Origin of the sequence: Arthrobacter rhombi, assembly GCF_039526245.1 — a bacterium.
GTDB classification, from domain to species: Bacteria; Actinomycetota; Actinomycetes; order Actinomycetales; family Micrococcaceae; genus Arthrobacter_H; species Arthrobacter_H rhombi.
On record NZ_BAAAIV010000008.1, the window covers coordinates 1 to 18,123 of the forward strand.

11 protein-coding genes are annotated in these 18,123 nt (G+C 68.2%); 2 read left to right on the top strand and 9 right to left on the bottom strand.

The features are described from left to right. Positions 1 to 371: 371 nt before the first annotated feature. From glgB to ABD088_RS07080, 3 genes are read right to left on the bottom strand one after another with little or no spacing between them, the layout of a single operon-like run. Positions 372 to 4,085: a 1,4-alpha-glucan branching protein GlgB gene (gene glgB, locus ABD088_RS07070; protein ID WP_343901068.1), complete on the bottom strand. Its 3,714-nt coding sequence runs from the start codon at positions 4,083 to 4,085 to the stop codon at positions 372 to 374. Next, positions 4,082 to 5,899, bottom strand: coding sequence for a maltose alpha-D-glucosyltransferase (treS, locus tag ABD088_RS07075; protein WP_343901069.1), 1,818 nt, complete (start codon positions 5,897 to 5,899; stop codon positions 4,082 to 4,084). Before treS ends, glgB begins: the two co-directional genes overlap by 4 nt. Next, positions 5,899 to 7,971 (bottom strand): alpha-1,4-glucan--maltose-1-phosphate maltosyltransferase, encoded by a 2,073-nt coding sequence (locus ABD088_RS07080; RefSeq protein ID WP_343901071.1) that lies wholly within the window; start codon positions 7,969 to 7,971, stop codon positions 5,899 to 5,901. The genes treS and ABD088_RS07080 overlap by 1 nt, the downstream gene beginning before the upstream one ends. A gap of 131 nt (positions 7,972 to 8,102) precedes the next feature. Between ABD088_RS07080 and glgP the strand changes: the two genes are divergently transcribed. Further along, a complete protein-coding gene (glgP, locus tag ABD088_RS07085; RefSeq protein WP_343901073.1) occupies positions 8,103 to 10,661 on the top strand; it encodes an alpha-glucan family phosphorylase in 2,559 nt (852 codons plus the stop codon). Here glgP and glgX read toward each other — a convergent pair. The 6 genes from glgX to ABD088_RS07115 form a co-directional block, all read right to left on the bottom strand. Then, complete coding sequence (gene glgX / locus ABD088_RS07090; RefSeq protein WP_343901075.1) at positions 10,658 to 12,784, bottom strand: glycogen debranching protein GlgX; 2,127 nt, start codon at positions 12,782 to 12,784, stop codon at positions 10,658 to 10,660. The genes glgP and glgX overlap by 4 nt on opposite strands. Positions 12,785 to 12,797: 13 nt before the next feature. After that, positions 12,798 to 13,787 carry a 23S rRNA (guanosine(2251)-2'-O)-methyltransferase RlmB gene (rlmB, locus tag ABD088_RS07095; RefSeq protein ID WP_343901077.1) on the bottom strand — a complete coding sequence of 330 codons (990 nt, stop codon included), beginning with the start codon at positions 13,785 to 13,787 and terminating at the stop codon, positions 12,798 to 12,800. 99 nt (positions 13,788 to 13,886) lie between these two features. Next, the gene (cysS, locus tag ABD088_RS07100) at positions 13,887 to 15,356 is read right to left on the bottom strand and encodes a cysteine--tRNA ligase (RefSeq protein ID WP_343901078.1); all 1,470 of its coding nucleotides are present in this window, start codon (positions 15,354 to 15,356) and stop codon (positions 13,887 to 13,889) included. Then, positions 15,353 to 15,862 carry a 2-C-methyl-D-erythritol 2,4-cyclodiphosphate synthase gene (gene ispF, locus ABD088_RS07105; RefSeq protein ID WP_343901079.1) on the bottom strand — a complete coding sequence of 170 codons (510 nt, stop codon included), beginning with the start codon at positions 15,860 to 15,862 and terminating at the stop codon, positions 15,353 to 15,355. Before ispF ends, cysS begins: the two co-directional genes overlap by 4 nt. Continuing rightward, entirely contained in the window at positions 15,862 to 16,635 is a 774-nt protein-coding gene (gene ispD, locus ABD088_RS07110; RefSeq protein WP_343901081.1) for a 2-C-methyl-D-erythritol 4-phosphate cytidylyltransferase, read from the bottom strand. Before ispD ends, ispF begins: the two co-directional genes overlap by 1 nt. A gap of 113 nt (positions 16,636 to 16,748) precedes the next feature. Beyond that, on the bottom strand, positions 16,749 to 17,231 hold the full coding sequence (locus tag ABD088_RS07115) for a CarD family transcriptional regulator (protein WP_343901082.1): 483 nt from the start codon (positions 17,229 to 17,231) through the stop codon (positions 16,749 to 16,751). Between the two features lie 319 nt (positions 17,232 to 17,550). Between ABD088_RS07115 and ABD088_RS07120 the strand changes: the two genes are divergently transcribed. Continuing rightward, complete coding sequence (locus ABD088_RS07120) at positions 17,551 to 18,090, top strand: hypothetical protein (protein WP_343901084.1); 540 nt, start codon at positions 17,551 to 17,553, stop codon at positions 18,088 to 18,090. Positions 18,091 to 18,123: the final 33 nt, after the last annotated feature.

Sequence of the window (18,123 nt, forward strand, 5' to 3'; positions counted from 1 at the left end):
TCCAACTTCCACGAACCCGCCATCCGGCCGGCCGCTACGCTCTGGAGCAACTTGTCTAACTTACCCGTTGGCTTGGTCCCGGTCAAATCGACCGTTCTCCTTGCTTTTCGGAAGTCTGCGCCGTCCCGTTTTCTTCTCCGTGGAGAAGTTTTATTGGCGACCGGCGCGGGAAATAACTATACCCACATCCGGGCGACTTCGCCAAATCGCGATGTCCTCCCGGTGAACCACCGCCAAAATCCCCGTGTTTCCGTGGCTAGCGGCGTGGCCGGCCACCCGTTTCAGTCGTTTCCCTTCGCCAGCACTCGTTGTGTGCTGCGCCACGGTTTGATGGGCGAGGGCACGGAAAGCCCGGCACGTCGTCCAGGTGGTCAGCTCCGGGCGCCCGGAACCAGGTAGATCACGCCTAACGGGGGCAGATCGACAACTGCCGAATGGGGCTGCCCGTCATGTCCCGGACCGTCGGCGGTGATGGTTCCCGATGTAGTGACACCTGAGCCACCGAACTCGGCCTCATCGGTGTTCAGGACCTCGGTCCAAGCGCCGGCGGCCGGCAAGCCCAGGCGGTAGCCCCGGTGTGGTTCGCCGGAAAAGTTGGCAACGCACACCAGTTCGTGCCCGTCGTCGTCACGGCGGATGAAACTCAGCGTGTTTCCGGCTGCTTCGTGGTCATTGATCCAGCTGAAGCCCGCCGGATCGTTGTCCAGTTCCCACAGCGCTGGCAATTCGCGGTAGATCCCGTTCAGCGCGCGGACGGCGAGCTGGACGCCGCGGTGCTGGTGCGTATCGGCCACCCACCAGTCGAGCCCGTGCTGTTCGCTCCATTCACCCTCTTGGGCGAATTCGGTCCCCATGAAGATCAGTTGCTTGCCGGGGTGGGCCCACTGAAACGCCAGGTATGCCCTGACCTGGGCCAGCTGGCGCCAGCGGTCTCCCGGCATGCGGCGCAGCAGCGACCCCTTTCCGTGGACGACCTCGTCGTGGCTGATGGGCAGCAGGAAGTTCTCCGTGTACGCGTAGACCATGGAGAACGTGATCTTGTGGTGGTGGTGGGCCCGGTTGATGGGGTCCTCTGCCATGTACTCGAGCGAGTCATGCATCCAGCCCATGTTCCACTTCAGCCCAAAGCCCAGCCCCCCACCGCTGGTGGGAGCGGTAACCCCGGGGAATGCCGTGGATTCCTCGGCGATCATCGCGATGCCGGGATGGACTCGGTAAGCCGTCGCATTGAGTTCCTGGAGGAATCCGATGGCCTCCAGGTTTTCCCTGCCCCCGTGGATGTTCGGTTCCCATCCGCCGTCTTCACGCGAATAGTCCAGGTACAGCATCGATGCCACGGCATCGACGCGCAGTGCGTCGATGTGGAATTCAGCCATCCAGTACAAGGCGTTGGCCACCAGGAAGTTGCGGACCTCGTGTCGCCCGAAGTCGAAGACCAGGGTGCCCCAGTCCGGGTGTTCGCCGCGGCGGGGGTCCGGGTGCTCGTAGAGTGCCTGCCCATCCAGCTGTGCGAGCGCCCACTCATCCTTGGGGAAATGTGCGGGCACCCAGTCCATGATCACGCCGATCCCGGCCTGGTGGAGCCGGTCCACGAGGTAGCGGAAGTCGTCGGGGTGTCCAAAACGGGAGGTCGGCGCGTAGTACGAGGTGACCTGGTAGCCCCATGAGCCGCCAAACGGGTGTTCGGCCACGGGCATCATCTCCACATGGGTGAATCCCTGCCAGGAGACGTATTCGCTGAGCTGATCCGCCATTTGCCGGTAGTCCAAACCGGGCCGCCAGGATCCGAGGTGGACCTCGTAGACGCTCATGGGGCCCGAATGTGGATCGCGTTGCGCCCGGGCTGCCATCCACTCACGATCCTGGAACCCATAGGAGGATTCCACCACCACGGAGCCGGTCAGCGGGGGGACTTCCGTGTGACGGGCCATCGGGTCGGCCTTCTGACGCCACTGGCCGTCCTGCCCGAGGAATTCGAACTTGTACACGGCACCGGCACCGACACCGGGCGCGAACAATTCCCAGATGCCGGAGCGCCCCAGCGACCGCATGGCGCTTCCGGTGCCATCCCAGCCATTGAAGTCCCCGACCAGTCGGCAGGCCTGGGCATTGGGCGCCCACACGGCGAAGCTGGTGCCCTCGCAGGTGCCCATGGCGGTGTGGTACCTGCGGACCCGGGCCCCCATGACCTCCCACAGGTGCTCGTGCCGACCCTCGCCGATGAGGTGGAGGTCCACTTCCCCCAGGGTGGGCAGGTAATGGTAGGGGTCATCCACCAGCGTCGGCGCCCCGTCTTCGTAGGTGACCTCGAGCCGGTAGTCGGGGACGGTGCCCTCTCGGCCTGCCGGCGGGGGGACTACTGCCACCCAGACGCCGTCGTGCTCATGGGTCATGTCGAACCGGCCGGATTCGGTGACGAGGGTGACGCTGCGTGCCAGTTTGCGCAGGGTGCGCACCGTGACAGCCCCGTCGTCGCCGAGGTGGGCGCCGAGGACCCCGTGGGGTGCGTGATAGCGGCCCGCCGCGACGGCGGCCAGCACGTCTGCTGACACGGCTCGGGGGGTGCCCGCCGTCCCCGGCGTGCGGGGTGCTGGATCGGTTCCGGGACGGTTCTCCCGGGGTGCGTCGGTTGGGTTCTGCATGGCTGAGAGGACCTCCTGGACCGCCGATGCCGGAACCTGTTCCCAGGACGGCCGGTTTTGCTGTTCGTACACGACTTCGTAGAGGGCCTTGTCCAGCCAGAGGGCCAGAAAGAGCGGCGACTGGATGTCGATGGCCTCCCCCGATTCCTCACGGTACCCCGAGAGGAAGGCCTTCCGGGTCCGGGCCGACCACTGGCGAGCCGCTTCCTCGCGGGCCGTGGATCCTGCCGCTCCGGTAGAGGAGGGAGCTGTTGCGGGCCCCGGCGTGCCAGGGCGCGTGGCCAGACCCGCTGCATAGTCGAAGGAGCGCAGCATGCCCACGACGTCGCGCAATGCCACATCGTCCCCGCCGCGGTCCTCCGCCGTGCGCAGCGGTTCGCCTTCGAAATCCAGGACCACCCAACCGCGCTCCCCCACGTGGAGGATCTGGCCCAGGTGCAGGTCACCATGGATGCGCTGCAACAGGGGCAGGCGGCCCAGGGCCCCGAGGGACTCCAGGACCTCACTGAAGGCATCGGCCAGCGCCCCGTCGGCGGGCGCCGCCCGTTCCCAGCCCCACACCAGCCGGCCCCGCAGCGACTCGATGAACGTCCGCGTCTGTTCGGTGGTGGCCTCGGCCGTCGGGGCGACGGAGCGCAGGTTGCGGTGCAGGCGCGCCACCACGCGCCCCAATTCGGTCGCTTCGACCGTGAAATCGCGGTTTTCGATGGCCGCCGTGCTGGCGGGGCGCCACGCATCGACCGATCCGGGAAGGAATTCGCGCACGACGGAGAGCGTCCCGGTGACCTGCCGCCCCCCGGAATTCCAGTGCCCATCCAGGGACCCCATGGAGCGCGGAACTTCGCGGGAACCCGCGTCGGACAGCAAGGTGCCCAGCTCGACGTCGGGATTGGCGCCGGGCAATGGCACGCGGAAGAACTTGATGATGGCGGGGCCCTCGGCAACGTCCAGCACCACCGACGTGTTGGACTGTTCGCCGCGCAGGACCCGCATGGACCCGGGTTCCGTGGCTTGCAGGGCCATCATGGCCGCCCAGGCGTCGACGAATTCGGGGTCCTCGGTCCCGTCGTAGACCAGCCAATCGCCCTGCTCCGCTGCCACCGCGGCTCCGGCGCCCCCCGCGAGCGAGCCGACCGTCGCCGTGTCCAGCACTCCCAGCACCTGCCCGGCCGCCTCGCGGGGCTTCCGTCGCAGCGAGAGGGGAACCTGGACGACGACGGGATCCTGAGTAGTGGAGTTATCTCCTGGTTGATCTAACGACTCACCGGACGCGGTCGGTTCGATGGCCAGCAGGAGGCTGAGCATGACCACGTCGGGGTCGTGATGCGCGAGCGGCAACGTACCGGCGACCGAGACCCCGAAGGTACCTGCCGGGGCGGGGCACCACCGCTGGGCGCCCAGCCACTCGGCGAGTGCCCGGGTGATCACTGTGTCGTTGTTCATCGGCGCACATCCAAGGGGTCGACGACCGGAAGAGTCGTGGTGGCTGCTGCAGTGACGTCGGACCGCGCCGAGCGCAGTCTCAACCAGTAGAAACCCTGCGCACCGAGGGTCAGCGAGAGGCGGCCGTCGTCGGAGACTGGGGGGAAGATGCCGCCGCCGAAGATGTCCCGCAGGCCCCGTCCGGCGAACTGCGGCAGATCAAGTTCGGTGGCGACCGGATGCTGGGACAAGTTGAAGATGCACAACAGCGTCTCGTCTTCCGCTGGTTCCGCGTCGTAGGCGGCCGCGGGGGAATGCGCGTCCCGTCTGGCGCCGGCCGGGGGCACGGCCGGTTCGGTACCCCGCAGGAAAGCGAGGACGCTCGGGGCGCTGGCGTGGACATTGCGGTAGGTTCCCAGCCCGAAGACCGGGTGTTCACGCCGAACCCCCAGGATCTGCCGGACCCAGTGCAGCATCGAACCGCTGTGGTTGAGCTGTTGTTCGACGTTGATGCTGGTGTACCCGTAGACCAGTGACTGCACGACGGGCAGGTAGAGCTGGCCGGGATCCGCGTCGGAGAATCCGGCGTTGCGGTCCGGATTCCACTGCATCGGCGTCCTGGACGCGTCACGGTCGTCGAGCCAGATGTTGTCGCCCATGCCGATCTCGTCGCCGTAGTAGAGGAACGGGCTGCCCGGCAGGGCGAACAGCAGCGCGTGGATGAGTTCGAGTTCCGACCGGGAATTGTCCAGCAGCGGGGTCAGGCGGCGGCGGATGCCCACGTTGGCGCGCATCCGCGAGTCCGGTGCGTACCAGCCGAGCATGGCCTCCCGTTCGGCGGGAGTGACCATTTCCAGCGTGAGTTCATCATGGTTGCGCAGGAAAGTGCCCCATTGGGTCCCGGCAGGGATGTCGGGCGTCTGTTCCATCGCCTCGATGACCGGCGCGGCCAGCTGGTCCCTGAGCGCAAAGAAGAGCCGCGGCATGATCGGGAAGTGGAAGCACATGTGGCATTCGGGCTCCTCGACCGTGCCGAAGTACTCGACGACCTCCTGCGGAGGCTGGTTGGCCTCGGCGATGATGACCCGGCCGGGGTATTCGGCGTCGACCAGCGCACGCAGCCGGCGCAGGAAGTCATGGGTCGGCGGGAGGTTCTCGCAGTTGGTCCCCTCCTCCTCGAACAGGTAGGGGATGGCGTCGGCCCGGAATCCGTCGACGCCGAGGTCCAGCCAGTAGCGCACGACGTCGAACATCGCCTCGTGCACCTGCGGGTTCTCGAAGTTCAGGTCGGGTTGGTGGCCGAAGAAGCGGTGCCAATAGAACTGCCGCCGGACGGGGTCGAAGGTCCAGTTCGATTCCTCGGTGTCCACGAAGATGATGCGCGCATCCGAGTACTTCTCGTCGGTATCGGACCAGACATAGAAGTCTCCGTAGTCACCCTCGGGGTCGCGGCGGGATGCCTCGAACCAGGGGTGTTCGTCGGAGGTGTGGTTCATCGGCAGGTCGATGATGATGCGTAGCCCGCGTTCGTGCGCTTCGGCCACCAGGCGCCGGAAGTCCCCGATGGTGCCGAATTCATCGAGCACGTCGTAGTAGTCGGAGATGTCGTAGCCGCCATCGCGCAGCGGGGACTTGTAGAACGGCGGGACCCAGAGGCAATCGACGCCGAGCCACTGCAGGTAGTCCAGCTTGTCGATCAGCCCGGCGATGTCCCCGCTTCCGTCGCCGTTCGCATCGGAAAAGGCCCGCACCAGCACTTCGTAGAACACCGACTTGCGGTGCCACTGCGGGTCATGGGTCAGACCCGGTACGTTGAGCTGGAACGGGTTGGCCATCAGGTTCCCCGGCGGATGTGCAGGACGTGCACCGGTTCGAGGTGTGGGTCCAGGCGAACATAATTCTGTTCGCCCCACTGCCAGCTCTGGCCCGTGATGAGGTCATCGACGGTGAACCGGCCCTCGGCGTCGAGGTCCTGGGGCCGCAGGTCCAGCGCTTCCAGGTCCAGGTTAACCGTTGCCTCGCGGGCGCCGTGCGGGTCGGTGTTCACCACGATGAGCAGCGTGTCGATGGCCTGTCCGGCTGCGGGGGTCTGGGCAGAGCCTGACGGGCCCGCTGGGGTTCCGGGTGCCGGAATGCCCTCGGCCACGGTTCGGCGGGTCTTCGAGTAGGCGATCGTCGCGTCGTCGCTGGTGGGGTGGATGACCAGGTTCTGCAGTTCGCCCAGCGCCGGGTGGTCGGCCCGGATCGCGTTGAGCCGGCGCAGATACGGTGCCAGCGACTGGCCTTCGGCCTCGGCAGTGTCGAAGTCGCGGACCTTGTACTGGAACTTCTCGTTGTCGATGTACTCCTCGGCCCCGGGGCGGGCCACGTGCTCGTACAGCTCGAAACCGGCGTAGACCCCCCACATCGGCGATGCGGTGGCCGCCAGTGCGGCGCGGATCTTGAAGGCCGCGGGGCCGCCGAACTGCAGGTACTCGGTGAGGATGTCCGGGGTGTTCACGAAGAAGTTCGGCCGGAAGAACGCCGAGGTCTCGCGCGAGACCTCGGTGAAGTACTCCTCGAGCTCCTCCTTGGTGTTCCGCCAGGTGAAATACGTGTAGGACTGCTGGAATCCGGCGCGTCCCAGGGCGTGCATCATGGCCGGGCGGGTGAATGCCTCGGCCAGGAACACGATCCCGGGGTGCTGGGTCTGGACCTGGGCGATGAGCCACTCCCAGAACCCCACCGGTTTGGTGTGCGGGTTGTCCACGCGGAAGATCCGCACGCCCCGTTCAATCCACAGGTTGACGATGCGCAGTACCTCGGTGCTGAGCCCGCGCGGGTCGTTGTCGAAGTTGAGCGGGTAGATGTCCTGGTACTTCTTCGGCGGGTTCTCCGCGTAGGCGATCGTCCCGTCGGCCCGGGTGGTGAACCATTCGGGGTGTTCGGCCACCCACGGGTGGTCGGGCGAGGCCTGCAGCGCCAGGTCCAGCGCCACTTCCAAGCCCAGGTTCCGGGCGCGGTCCACGAACGCCGCGAAATCGGCTTCGGTCCCCAGGTCGGGATGGATGGCATCGTGGCCGCCGTCGGCCGAGCCGATGGCCCACGGCGAGCCGGGATCGTGTTCGCCGGCCACCAGGGTGTTGTTCGGCCCCTTGCGGAAGGTCCTGCCGATGGGGTGGATCGGCGGCAGGTAGATGACGTCGAACCCCATGTCGGCCACGGATTCCAGCCGTTCGGCCGCCGTGGCGAAGGTGCCGGAGGTGTAGGTGCCGGTCTCCGGGTCGAAGGTGGCTCCTTCGGACCGGGGGAAGAATTCGTACCAGGCACCCCGGCCGGCAAGTTCGCGTTCGACCAGCAGCGGGTAGCGGCCGCTGCCGGTGACCATGCGCCGCAGCGGGCGGAGGGACAGCTCGGCCACCACCGCCGGTGAGGACGCGGCGGCCATCCTCACGTCATCCGGCAGCGAGGTATCGGCCAAGGTGGTGGCCGCTGCCTCGAGCGCCTCGGGTTCCGGCGATGCGGCGGCCGCCTCGCGCAGGAGCAGCGTCCCCTCGGTGAGCATCAGCTCGCTGTCGATGCCCGCGGGCACCTTGATGCCGGCGTCGTGCCTCCACGTGCCGATCGGGTCGTCCCAGGCCTGGACCTCGAACGTCCAGTCGCCCTCGGTTCCGGGCCGGACGGTGCCGAGCCATTCGTCGAGGCCGGGAGCCCCCGGGCGCATCGGCACGCGTTGGCGTTCGACGCCGTCTGGATCGTAGAGCACCGCCTCGGCGGACAACGCGTCGTGGCCTTCGCGGAACGCCGTCGCCCGGACCAGGACGTCCTGTCCGGCCACGGCCTTCGCGGGGAAACGCCCTCCCTCGACCACAGGGAAGACGTCGGTGATGGGTATGCGGCCGAATCTGGCCTTGCGCCGGGTGCTCACCCCATAGACGCTAACCAGTCGGGGGCCCAAATGCCAAGGATTTCGACGACTGGATCGAACCGTGACCCATCCTTCGTCCAAATCACGTCTTACTGGCCCACGCGCGCGGTTTCTGCGCTAGCGTCGTGGGGGTGAAGGCCATTCGACGTTTTACCGTCCGCACCGTCCTCCCCGAGAGCATCGCCGGTCTGGGGCCCTTGGCCTCGAACCTGCGCTGGTCCTGGCATCGGCCCACCGCCGAGCTGTTCCGCGATCTGGATCCCGCCGGCTGGGAAGCCGTGCGCGGGGACCCCGTCGCGCTGCTCGGGCGGTTCGACCGGTCCCGGCTGCTCGAACTCGCCCATGACGCCGAACTGGTCCGGCGCGTCGGTGAACTCTCGGCAGACCTCGACGACTACCTGGCGGCACCGCGCTGGTACCAGGAGCTGGAGGGCAACCCGCCGGCGGCCATCGGCTACTTCTCCCCCGAGTACGGCATCACCGCCGCACTGCCGCAGTATTCGGGCGGACTGGGCATCCTGGCCGGGGACCACCTCAAGGCGGCCAGCGACCTCGGCGTGCCCTTGGTTGCCGTGGGCCTGCTCTACCAGGCCGGCTACTTCAAGCAGTCCCTCTCCCGCGATGCCTGGCAGCAGGAGACCTACCCCGTCCTGGACCCGCACGGGCTCCCGCTGACCCTGCTGCGCGAAGACGACGGCTCCATCGCCACCGTGACGTTGCCGCTGCCCGGCGGCCGTGAACTCCACGCCCACATCTGGCGCGCCGACGTCGGCCGGGTCCCGTTGCTGCTGCTGGATTCGAACATCCCGGCCAACGACGACGCCGCCCGCGCCATCACCGACCGGCTCTACGGCGGCGGCGGGGACCACCGGCTGCAACAGGAGCTGCTGCTGGGCATGGGCGGGGTGAAGGCGTTGCGCGTCCACGCCCGGCTCACCGGCACCCCGGCGCCCGAGGTCTTCCACACCAACGAGGGCCACGCCGGGTTCCTGGGGATCGAACGCATCCGCGAGCTGATGGATGGCGGACTGGACTTCCCCACCGCGTTGGCCGCAGTGCGCGCCGGCACCGTGTTCACCACCCACACCCCGGTCCCCGCAGGCATCGACCGGTTCGATGCCGCGCAGATCGCCCACTTCCTCGACGCCGGCCTGGCCCCCGGGGTCCCCACGGACCAGGTCCTGGCACTGGGATCCGAGGTGGCGTTGGAGGGCCATGAGGGCACGTTCAACATGGCTGCCATGGGGCTGCGGCTGGCCCAGCGGGCCAACGGCGTCTCGCAGCTGCACGGCGAGGTCTCCCGCGGGATGTTCGCCGGGCTCTTTCCCGGATTCGACGCGTCGGAGGTGCCGATCGGCTCGATCACCAACGGCGTCCACGAGGCCACCTGGGTGGACCCCCGCGTCACCGCACTGACCGCGGCCGAGGCCGGCGACGACGCCACCCTGTGGGCGCTGCGCCGCGAACTGCGCGTCCAACTCATCGACGACGTGAGGTCACGTTTGCGCGCCTCGTGGAAGCGCCGCGGTGCCGCCGAGGCCGAACTGGGCTGGACGGACAGCGTGCTGGACCCGGAGGTGCTCACCATCGGGTTCGCCCGCCGCGTGCCCACCTACAAGCGGCTGACCCTGATGCTGCGCGACCCCGCCCGGCTCAAGGCTGCGCTGCTGCACCCGACCCACCCCATCCAGCTGGTCATCGCCGGTAAATCGCACCCCGCCGACGAGGCCGGCAAGCGGATGATCCAGGAACTGGTCCACTTCACCGACGACCCCGAGGTCCGCCACCGGATCGTCTTCCTGCCCAACTACGACATGGCCATGGCCCGCACGCTCTTCCCGGGCTGCGACGTCTGGCTCAACAACCCGCTGCGCCCGTTGGAGGCCTGCGGGACCTCCGGCATGAAGGCAGCGCTGAACGGCGCACTGAACCTCTCCGTCCTGGACGGCTGGTGGGATGAGATGTACGACGGCGGCAACGGCTGGGCGATCCCGACGGCACCTGCGGGGGCCTCACCGGAGGAACGCGACACGCTCGAGGCCTCCGCGCTGTATGCCCTGATCGAGAACACGGTGGCCCCGCGCTTCTACGGCCAGGAGGACAACCAGTCCTCCGGGTCGGCGGGGCCCTCGGCCACCAGCGGCGATGGGGTGCCGCGCCAATGGCTGGCGATGATCCGCCACACCCTGGATGTACTCGGCCCGCAGGTCTCCGCCGCACGGATGGTCCGCGACTACGTCACGGAGCTCTACGTCCCGGCCTCCCAGGCGGGGCGCGAAGCGGCGGCGAACGGTTTTGCCGGGGCCAGGGAAGCTGCCACCTTCCGGGACCGCGTGGTCGGCGCCTGGCCGGGCATCGCCGTCGAACATGTCGATTCACTGGACATCGAGGCCGAGCCGAGCATCGGGGACACGTTCCGGGTCAGCACCTACATCCGCCTGGGCAGCCTCACCCCCGACGAGGTCCGGGTCGAAGCCGTCCAGGGCACCGTCGGGGACACCGACGAGCTCGTGGACACCACGGCCCACCCGTTGGAGTTGGCCGAGGACCTCGGAGACGGGCGGTACCTCTTCCGCGGCGAACTCCAGCTCGAACGTCCGGGGGCCTTCGGCTACGGGGTCCGGGTGGTTCCGGCTCACCCGATGCTGGCCTCCTCCGCCGAGCTGGGGCTGGTCACCACCGCCGGTTAGGGCCGGGGCTGCAGTCCGGGGGCATCGCAGCGGTAGACCGTGATCGAGCTGCCCTCGGCGGTATCGGCTTCTCCCGCGCCGACCCGGGCGCCCCGGCGCAGGTGGCTGCGCGCGCCCGTGCCGTAGCGCAGTTCGAAGCGGGTCGATGCTGCGTCCTTGCGGCGGAAGTCCTGCAGGGAGTCGGCGTCGGGCATCCGGATCCTGCGGTCCTCGAGGTGCCCGTTGAACACGACGAGACCGTCGATGCTGCCCGAGGTGGAACCGAGCAGCAGCTGCACCAGGCGGGTCCGTCCGTCGGTCCATTCCTCCTGCCGCATGGGGGTGCCCTCGGCATTGAACCAGAGCAGGTAGGAGCTCTCGGCGATGGTCGGGTAGACGAAGGGCTGGTGCTGCAGGAATTCGCGCCGGATCCGCGCAAACGCCCGGGTGCTCCGGTGCATGGCCTGCCCGAACGCGTCGGGGGTCCAGTCCAGCCACGAGAGTTCGTTGTCCTGGCAGTAGGCGTTGTTGTTGCCGCGCTGGGTTTTGCCGAACTCGTCGCCGGCGGTGATCATGGGCACGCCGAGCGAGACCAGCAGGGTGCCCATGGCGTTGGAGGCGGTCTGCAGCCGGGCGGCGGTGATGACCCCGTCCCCGCTCATGCCCTCGACCCCGTGGTTGTAGCTGCGGTTGTGCTCGGCGCCGTCGCGGTTCGATTCGCCGTTGTCCTCGTTGTGCTTGCGGTGGTGGCTCACCAGGTCACGCAGGGTGAAGCCGTCGTGGGCGGTCACCAGGTTCACCGAGGACAGCGGGCCGCGGCCCGAGGCGGCGAAGGTTTCGCGGGAACCGCCCAGGACGCTGGCCAGCCGGGCCACGTTGGGGGCCTCTCCCCCGCCTCCCAGGGCACCGCGGCCCGCCACCCAGAAATCGCGGACCGTGTCACGGAATCCGTCGTTCCAGTCGGCGAATCCCTGCGGGAAGCGTCCGGTCTGCCAGCCGTCGGGCCCCAGATCCCAGGGTTCGGTGATCATCTTCACGTGCGAGAGCACCGGGTCGGTGGCGATCGCTTCCAGGAACGGGTGGCGCGGGGTGAACCGGTTGTCCTCGTCGCGGGCCAGGGTGACGGCCAGGTCGAACCGGAACCCGTCGACGTGGTAGTCCTGCACCCAGTGGCGCAGCGACTCCAGTGCCATCTGCACCACCGGCGGGGAGGAGAAGTCCAGCGAGTTGCCGCATCCGGTGGTGTCCAGGTAGTTCCCGGCGTCGTCGTGCCGGTAGTAGGCGGTGTCGCCGAGCCCGCGCCACGAGTACGTCTTCTGGTCCTTGCCGCCCTCGGCGGTGTGGTTGTAGACGACGTCGAGGATGACCTCCAGCCCGGCCTGGTGCAGCAGCCGGACCATGCCCTTGAGCTCGTCGCGTACTGCCTGCGGGCCGGCGGCGCGCGCCGCGGGGCTCGCGTAGTCGTCCTGCGGGGCGAAGAAGCCCAGCGTGTTGTAGCCCCAGTAGTTGGGCAGTCCGAGGTTCTTCAGGTGCGGTTCGTCGAGGTGGAAGTGGATGGGCAGCAGCTGCACGGCGGTGATGCCCAGGCCGAGCAGGTGCTTGATCATGGCAGGATGCGCCATGCCGGCGTAGCTGCCGCGCAGTTCCGCGGGCACCTCGGGGTGCAGCATGGACTGGCCGCGGACGTGCGCCTCGTAGATGACGGTGTCGCGCCACGGGATCGCCGGGGCGGCGTCCCCGCCCCAGTCGAAGTCCTCGGTGACATGCACGCCCCAGTAGGCTCCGCCGTCGTCCTGGATGATGGCGCGGGCGAAGGGATCCAGCAGCAGCTGGCCATCGGCGGGCAGCTCGGCGCCCGCCGCCCAGAACGCGTAGCTGGCGCCGGGGCGCAGTCCGGGGACCAGACCCCGGTGCGTGCCGGCGCCGTCGTCGGCCAGAGCGGCCACCGCGGGCTCCCCCGCGGGATCGGTGAAGTGCACGTCGACGGATGCCAGGTCCGGGGCGAACACCGAGACCAGCACAGCGTCGTGGACGTCCCCGCTTCCGGGCACGCCGGAGGGCTCCGAGATCCCGGAGGGCACGACGACGGACTGGCTTCCGGGTGCTTCGGGCGCCTCGGGCGCGGCGTCAGCGGTCTGGTTCACTGGCGCACGATCCCTATTGGGCCCGGAGGCGGGACACCTCGTAGAGGGTGATGCCCACGGCCATGGAGGCGTTGAGCGATTCCATCGTCGATTCGATCGGGATGGAGACGATCTGGTCGCAGTTCTCGCGCACCAGGCGGGAGAGCCCCTTGCCCTCCGAGCCGACGACGATGCACAGCGGGTCGGTGGCCAGCGGCAAGCCGGTCAGGCCCACATCGCCATCGCCGTCGAGCCCGATGACATACACGCCGGCCTGCTTCATGGCCTTCAGCGCAGCCGTCAGGTTGGTGGCGCGGGCCACCGGGACGCGGGCCGCGGCGCCGGCGCTGGTCTTCCAGGCGGAGGCGGTCATGCCCACCGAGCGGCGTTCGGGCACGATGACCGCGTGTGCCCCGAAGGCCGAAGCCGAGCGGATGATGGCACCGAGGTTGCGCGGATCCGTGATGCCATCGAGTGCGATGAACAGCGGGGTGTTGGGGATGTGGGCCTTGGCGGCCTTCTCCAGCGTCGCCTCCACCGTCTCCAGGGCGTCCGGATAGTCATACGGCGGGACCTGCAGGACCAGACCCTGGTGGATGGAATCGTCGGTCATCCGGTCCAGCTCCGGCTTGCCGGTTTCCATGACGGCCAGACCGCGGTCGGCGGCCAGCTTGAGGACCTCGCGCACGCGGTCGTCGACGTCGATGCGGATGGCCATGTAGAGGGCCTTGGCGGGGATGTCGGCGCGCAGTGCCTCCAGCACCGAGTTGCGCCCGGACACCATTTCCTCGGCGTTCTTGCTGCGACCGCTGCGGCCCGCGGGGCGCTGCTGACGTCCGGTACCGGGCTTCGCGGCGGCACGTTCGGCCAGCTGCTTGCTGCGGTAGGCCTTGTGGTAGGTCCGCTCCTCGGCCTTGGGCGTGGGGCCCTTGCCCTCGAGCGCCTTGCGGCCGTGGCCGCCGGTACCGACGGTGGGGCCCTTCTTCTTCTTCGGTGCGCCGCCGTGACGCTTGGGTGCTGCCATGGGATGGAATCCTTGATGTTGGTGGGGTCGGGTCCGCGCGATCGCGATGCCCGGCAACCCCCTATTTTACAGGTGGAACGGTGTTTTCCGGACCGCCTGCTATTTCAGCGACCAGCGGGCGCCCCCGGCCGAGTCCTCCACGACGATCCCGGCGGCGGCCAGCGTGTCACGGATCTGGTCGGCCCGCGCCCAGTCCCGGGCGGCCCGGGCCTGGACCCGTTCGTCCAGCTGCGCGCGCACCAACGTGTCCAACGCCTCCTGTTGGGCCGGGGATCCCGACTGTGCGGCTCCGGCGGCTGCATCGTCCAGCCCCAGGGTCGAGGTCATCGCCAGCACCTGCTGCAAGGCCTGGTCCGCGACCTCCAGCTCGCCGGCCGCCAACGCCTTGTTGCCGCGGCGCACCGTCTCGTGCAGGGCGGCCAGGGCCTGTGGGACGTTCAGGTCATCATCCATGGCGGCCGCGAAGTCGTCGGTGACCTCGAAGTGGTCCAGGTCCAGCTCGAAGTCCCCTCCGGGGGCGACCGCGTGGATGCGCTGCAGGGCGTTGGTGATGAACGTGTCGATGCGCTCGACGGCTGCGGCCGCCTCCTGCAGCGAGCTGGGCTTGTAGTCCAGCTGGGAACGGTAGTGGGCCTGACCGAGGAAGTAGCGCACCACCCGCGCCGGGGCTGCATCGAGCATCTCGGCCGGGGAGATGGTGTTGCCGATGGACTTGGACATCTTCTCGCCCTCGAAGGTCACCATGCCGTTGTGCATCCAGAAGTTGGCGAACCCGTCGCCGGCTGCCGTGGATTGGGCCAGTTCGTTCTCGTGGTGCGGGAACCGCAGGTCCAATCCCCCGCCGTGGATGTCGAACGAGGTGCCCAGGTATTTGCCGGCCATGGCGGAGCATTCCAGGTGCCAGCCGGGGCGGCCGCGGCCCCACGGGCTGGGCCAGGAGGCGGTGGCGGGGTCGGTGTCCTTGTGCCCCTTCCACAGCGCGAAGTCCCGCGGATCGCGCTTGCCGCGCGGGTCGGCGTCGGGCGCTGCCTGCATGTCCTCGACGCGCTGGCGCGTCAGGGCGCCATAGGCCGGGTAGGAGCGGACGTCGAAGTAGACGTCGCCCGAGTCGTCGGTGGCCGGGTAGGCGTGCCCGGCGTCGATGAGCCGGGTGATGAGCTCGTGCATCTCGGTGATGTGGCCGGTGGCGCGCGGTTCGTACGTCGGCCGGCGCACGCCGAGCGTGTCGTAGGCGTCGGCGAAGGCCTGCTCGAAGCGGTAGGCCAGGGCGAACCAGTCCTCGGCGGGCTGGTAGGTCCCGTCGTCCTCGAAGTCCGGGGTGAAGGAGGCTGCCGACTTCTCCAGGATCTTGTCGTCGATGTCGGTCACGTTGCGCACCACGTCCACGCGCAGTCCACGGTGTTCGAGCCAGCGCACCAGGATGTCGAAGGCGATGGCCGAGCGGACGTGCCCGACGTGGGGCATGCCCTGGACGGTGGCCCCACAGTAATAGAGGCCCACGCGCCCCGGTGTCAGGGGAACGAAGTCCCGGACCTGTGCCTGCTGGGTGTCATAGAAACGGATGCTCACCGTTCAAGGTTATCGGACACCGGGTAGACCAGTGCCGTCGCGTAGGCGGTGATGCCTTCTCCGGTGCCTTCGTAGCCGAGACCGTCCGATGTCGTGGCCGTCACGGTGATGGGGGCGCCGGCCGCAGCGCTCAGTGCGGCGTCGGCTTCGGTGCGGCGCGGTCCGAATTTGGGGCGTCTGCCCACGAACTGGATGGCGACGTTGCCGATCTCCCATCCGGCGGCACGTACCAGCCGGGCGGCCTCGGCCAGCAGGCTCGCACCCGAGGCCCCGGCGAATTCGGGCCGATCGGTCCCGAAGTGGGTGCCCAGGTCCCCGATCCCCGCTGCGGAGAACAGCGCGTCACAGGCAGCGTGGGCGACGGCGTCCCCGTCGGAGTGGCCGGAAAGTCCGCGTTCGCCGGGCCACTGCAGTCCGGCCAGCCAGAGATCGCGGCCGGGTTCGGGGTCCACTGCGTGCACATCGATGCCGATGCCGGTGCGGGGAATCAGGGGGCGGGGGTCCATCACGGCTCCTGGGTGGGGGTTCGGTCGCGGGCCAGCAGCGCCTCGGCGAGCAGCAGGTCCAGCGCGGTGGTGATCTTGAAGGCTGCCGGGTCGCCGGGAACGACCAGCACCGGGTGCCCGGAGCGTTCCATCAGGGCGGCATCGTCGGTGACGGCCATGGCCTGCTCCCGGCTCCAGCCCCCGGCGTCGGCGTGGGCTGCCGAGAGGGCTGCGGCGTCGAAGCCCTGGGGTGTCTGGATGGCCCGCAGTCCGGAGCGGTTGGGGGTGCCGGTGACCAAGGCGGCATCGGGAATGCCGCGGGCTGCCTCCGCTTGCGGGTCGACCGTCTTGATCGTGTCGGCGACGGCCACCCCCGGTACGACGGCGGTGGCTCCTGCCGCGAGGGCCTCGGCGATGCGGGTGAACACCGCCGGCGGCGTCAGGCATCGGGCGGCATCGTGAACCAGCACGTGGTCCACCGGCGCCAGTGCGGCCAGCCCGGCACGGACGGAATCATGGCGTTCGGCGCCGCCACGCACGGTGCCGATGTCCCTTCCGGTGTCCCGGCCGACGTCGCGGCAGACCTGTTCCAGTTGTCCGTCCGCGGGCGGGAGGACGACCACCAGTTCCGTGCAGATGCCGGAGGAAAGGATGCCCCGCAGGGCATGTTCGAGCAGCGTCCGCCCGGCCAGCGGAACGAGCGCCTTGGGGATCCCGTGGCCGAGCCGGGTGCCGGAACCGGCGGCAACCAGGACCACACCGATGCGCGGGGGGACGGGAGCTGAGTCAGTCACGCTTCCACCCTACCGGCGGGCAAACGAAAGACCCGCCCACCCTGAGGTGGTCGGGTCTTGAACCGGCGGGGCCGGCTGGTCACCGTTCCGGATGGCCGGAGCGGCGTCGTTGCCTAGGAGGCGAGTACCTCGTCGAGGACGATTTCCGCCTTCTCCTCGTCCAGCTTCTTGGCCAGGGCCAATTCGCTGATGAGGATTTGGCGCGCCTTCGAGAGCATGCGCTTTTCACCGGCCGACAGACCGCGGTCGTTGTCGCGGCGCCACAGGTCGCGGACGACCTCTGCCACCTTGACGACGTCGCCGGACGCCAGCTTCTCCAGGTTTGCCTTGTAACGGCGTGACCAGTTGGTCGGTTCCTCCGTCAGTTCGGCACGTAGGACGTCAAAAACATGTTCCAGGCCTTCCTGGCCGACGACGTCCCTGACGCCAACCAGATCAACATTCTCTGCCGGAACCTCGATTGTCAGATCTCCCTGCGCGACCTTGAGCTTGAGATACATCTTCTCTTCGCCCTTGATCGTCCGCATCTTGATCTCTTCGATCATCGCCGCACCGTGGTGAGGGTAAACAACCGTTTCGCCAACCTCAAAAACCATCTGGATAAACCCCTTTCCCGGAATCAAGTTTATCACGAATATGGTTCTATTACCGGCGCGTTGCCCGCCATCTAGCGGCAGGAGGACCATAATCCGCCCTTGCATTTTTTGCCATCGATGGTACCGCGCGTAGATCCGGGCGGTGGAGAGCGGGGTCACAGCGGTATCTGCGGCGTTCTGTCACTTGCCCGGTCGAGTCATACTTTTGGCACGAAACCGATTAGGCTGGGAGCAATGCTTTTTATGCTCCGGCGCGGGACCCACTCGTCCGCACTGGTGCGACAACACCAGAGAAGAACCTTGTAGAGGAGTTTGTGCCGTGATCACCGCACAGAAGTTCCGCGGCCGCCGTACCGCGACTGTTGCCGCCTTCGCCATGCTGGCGGCCGGGATGACCGGTTGCAGCGCGGTGAACCAGCAGGCCACCACCATGCATTACGCAGCTTCCGATGGCATCGTCTTCGACGTCGCCAACGTCGAGGCCCGCAACCTGATGCTGGTCACGAGCACGGCAGACCAGCCGGCCCGCTTCATCGGCAGCCTCATCAACGACTCCGACAAGGCTGCTTCGGTGAAGCTGACGGTGGATGGCAATTCGTCCACCATCGAGGTCCCGAAGAAATCAGCGGTCAAGCTCGAGGACGACGCCAACAAGACGGTGGTTCCCAGCGCCGGCGTCGAGCCGGGCTCCCACGCCGACCTGACCATCAAGGTCGGCGCCAGCAGCGTCGACGAGTCGCTGCCGGTCGTCAACGGCGTCCTGCCCGAGTACCGCCCGTACCTTCCCGACGGCTACAACTCCGACACGGTCAAGCACCTGGAGCCGACGACGCCGATCCTGAAGCCCGAAGGCCACTAGGCTTCATCCACGCGAAAAGGCGGCTGGATCCCC

Excerpts from the sequence above, each read along its gene's own strand:
- ispF (WP_343901079.1), bottom strand. The coding sequence starts at position 15,862 with ATGGACCCCCGCCCCCTGATTCCCCGCACCGGCATCGGCATCGATGTG.
- treS (WP_343901069.1), bottom strand. The coding sequence starts at position 5,899 with ATGGCCAACCCGTTCCAGCTCAACGTACCGGGTCTGACCCATGACCCG.
- rlmB (WP_343901077.1), bottom strand. The coding sequence starts at position 13,787 with ATGGCAGCACCCAAGCGTCACGGCGGCGCACCGAAGAAGAAGAAGGGC.
- glgB (WP_343901068.1), bottom strand. The coding sequence starts at position 4,085 with ATGAACAACGACACAGTGATCACCCGGGCACTCGCCGAGTGGCTGGGC.
- ABD088_RS07115 (WP_343901082.1), bottom strand. The coding sequence starts at position 17,231 with ATGGTTTTTGAGGTTGGCGAAACGGTTGTTTACCCTCACCACGGTGCG.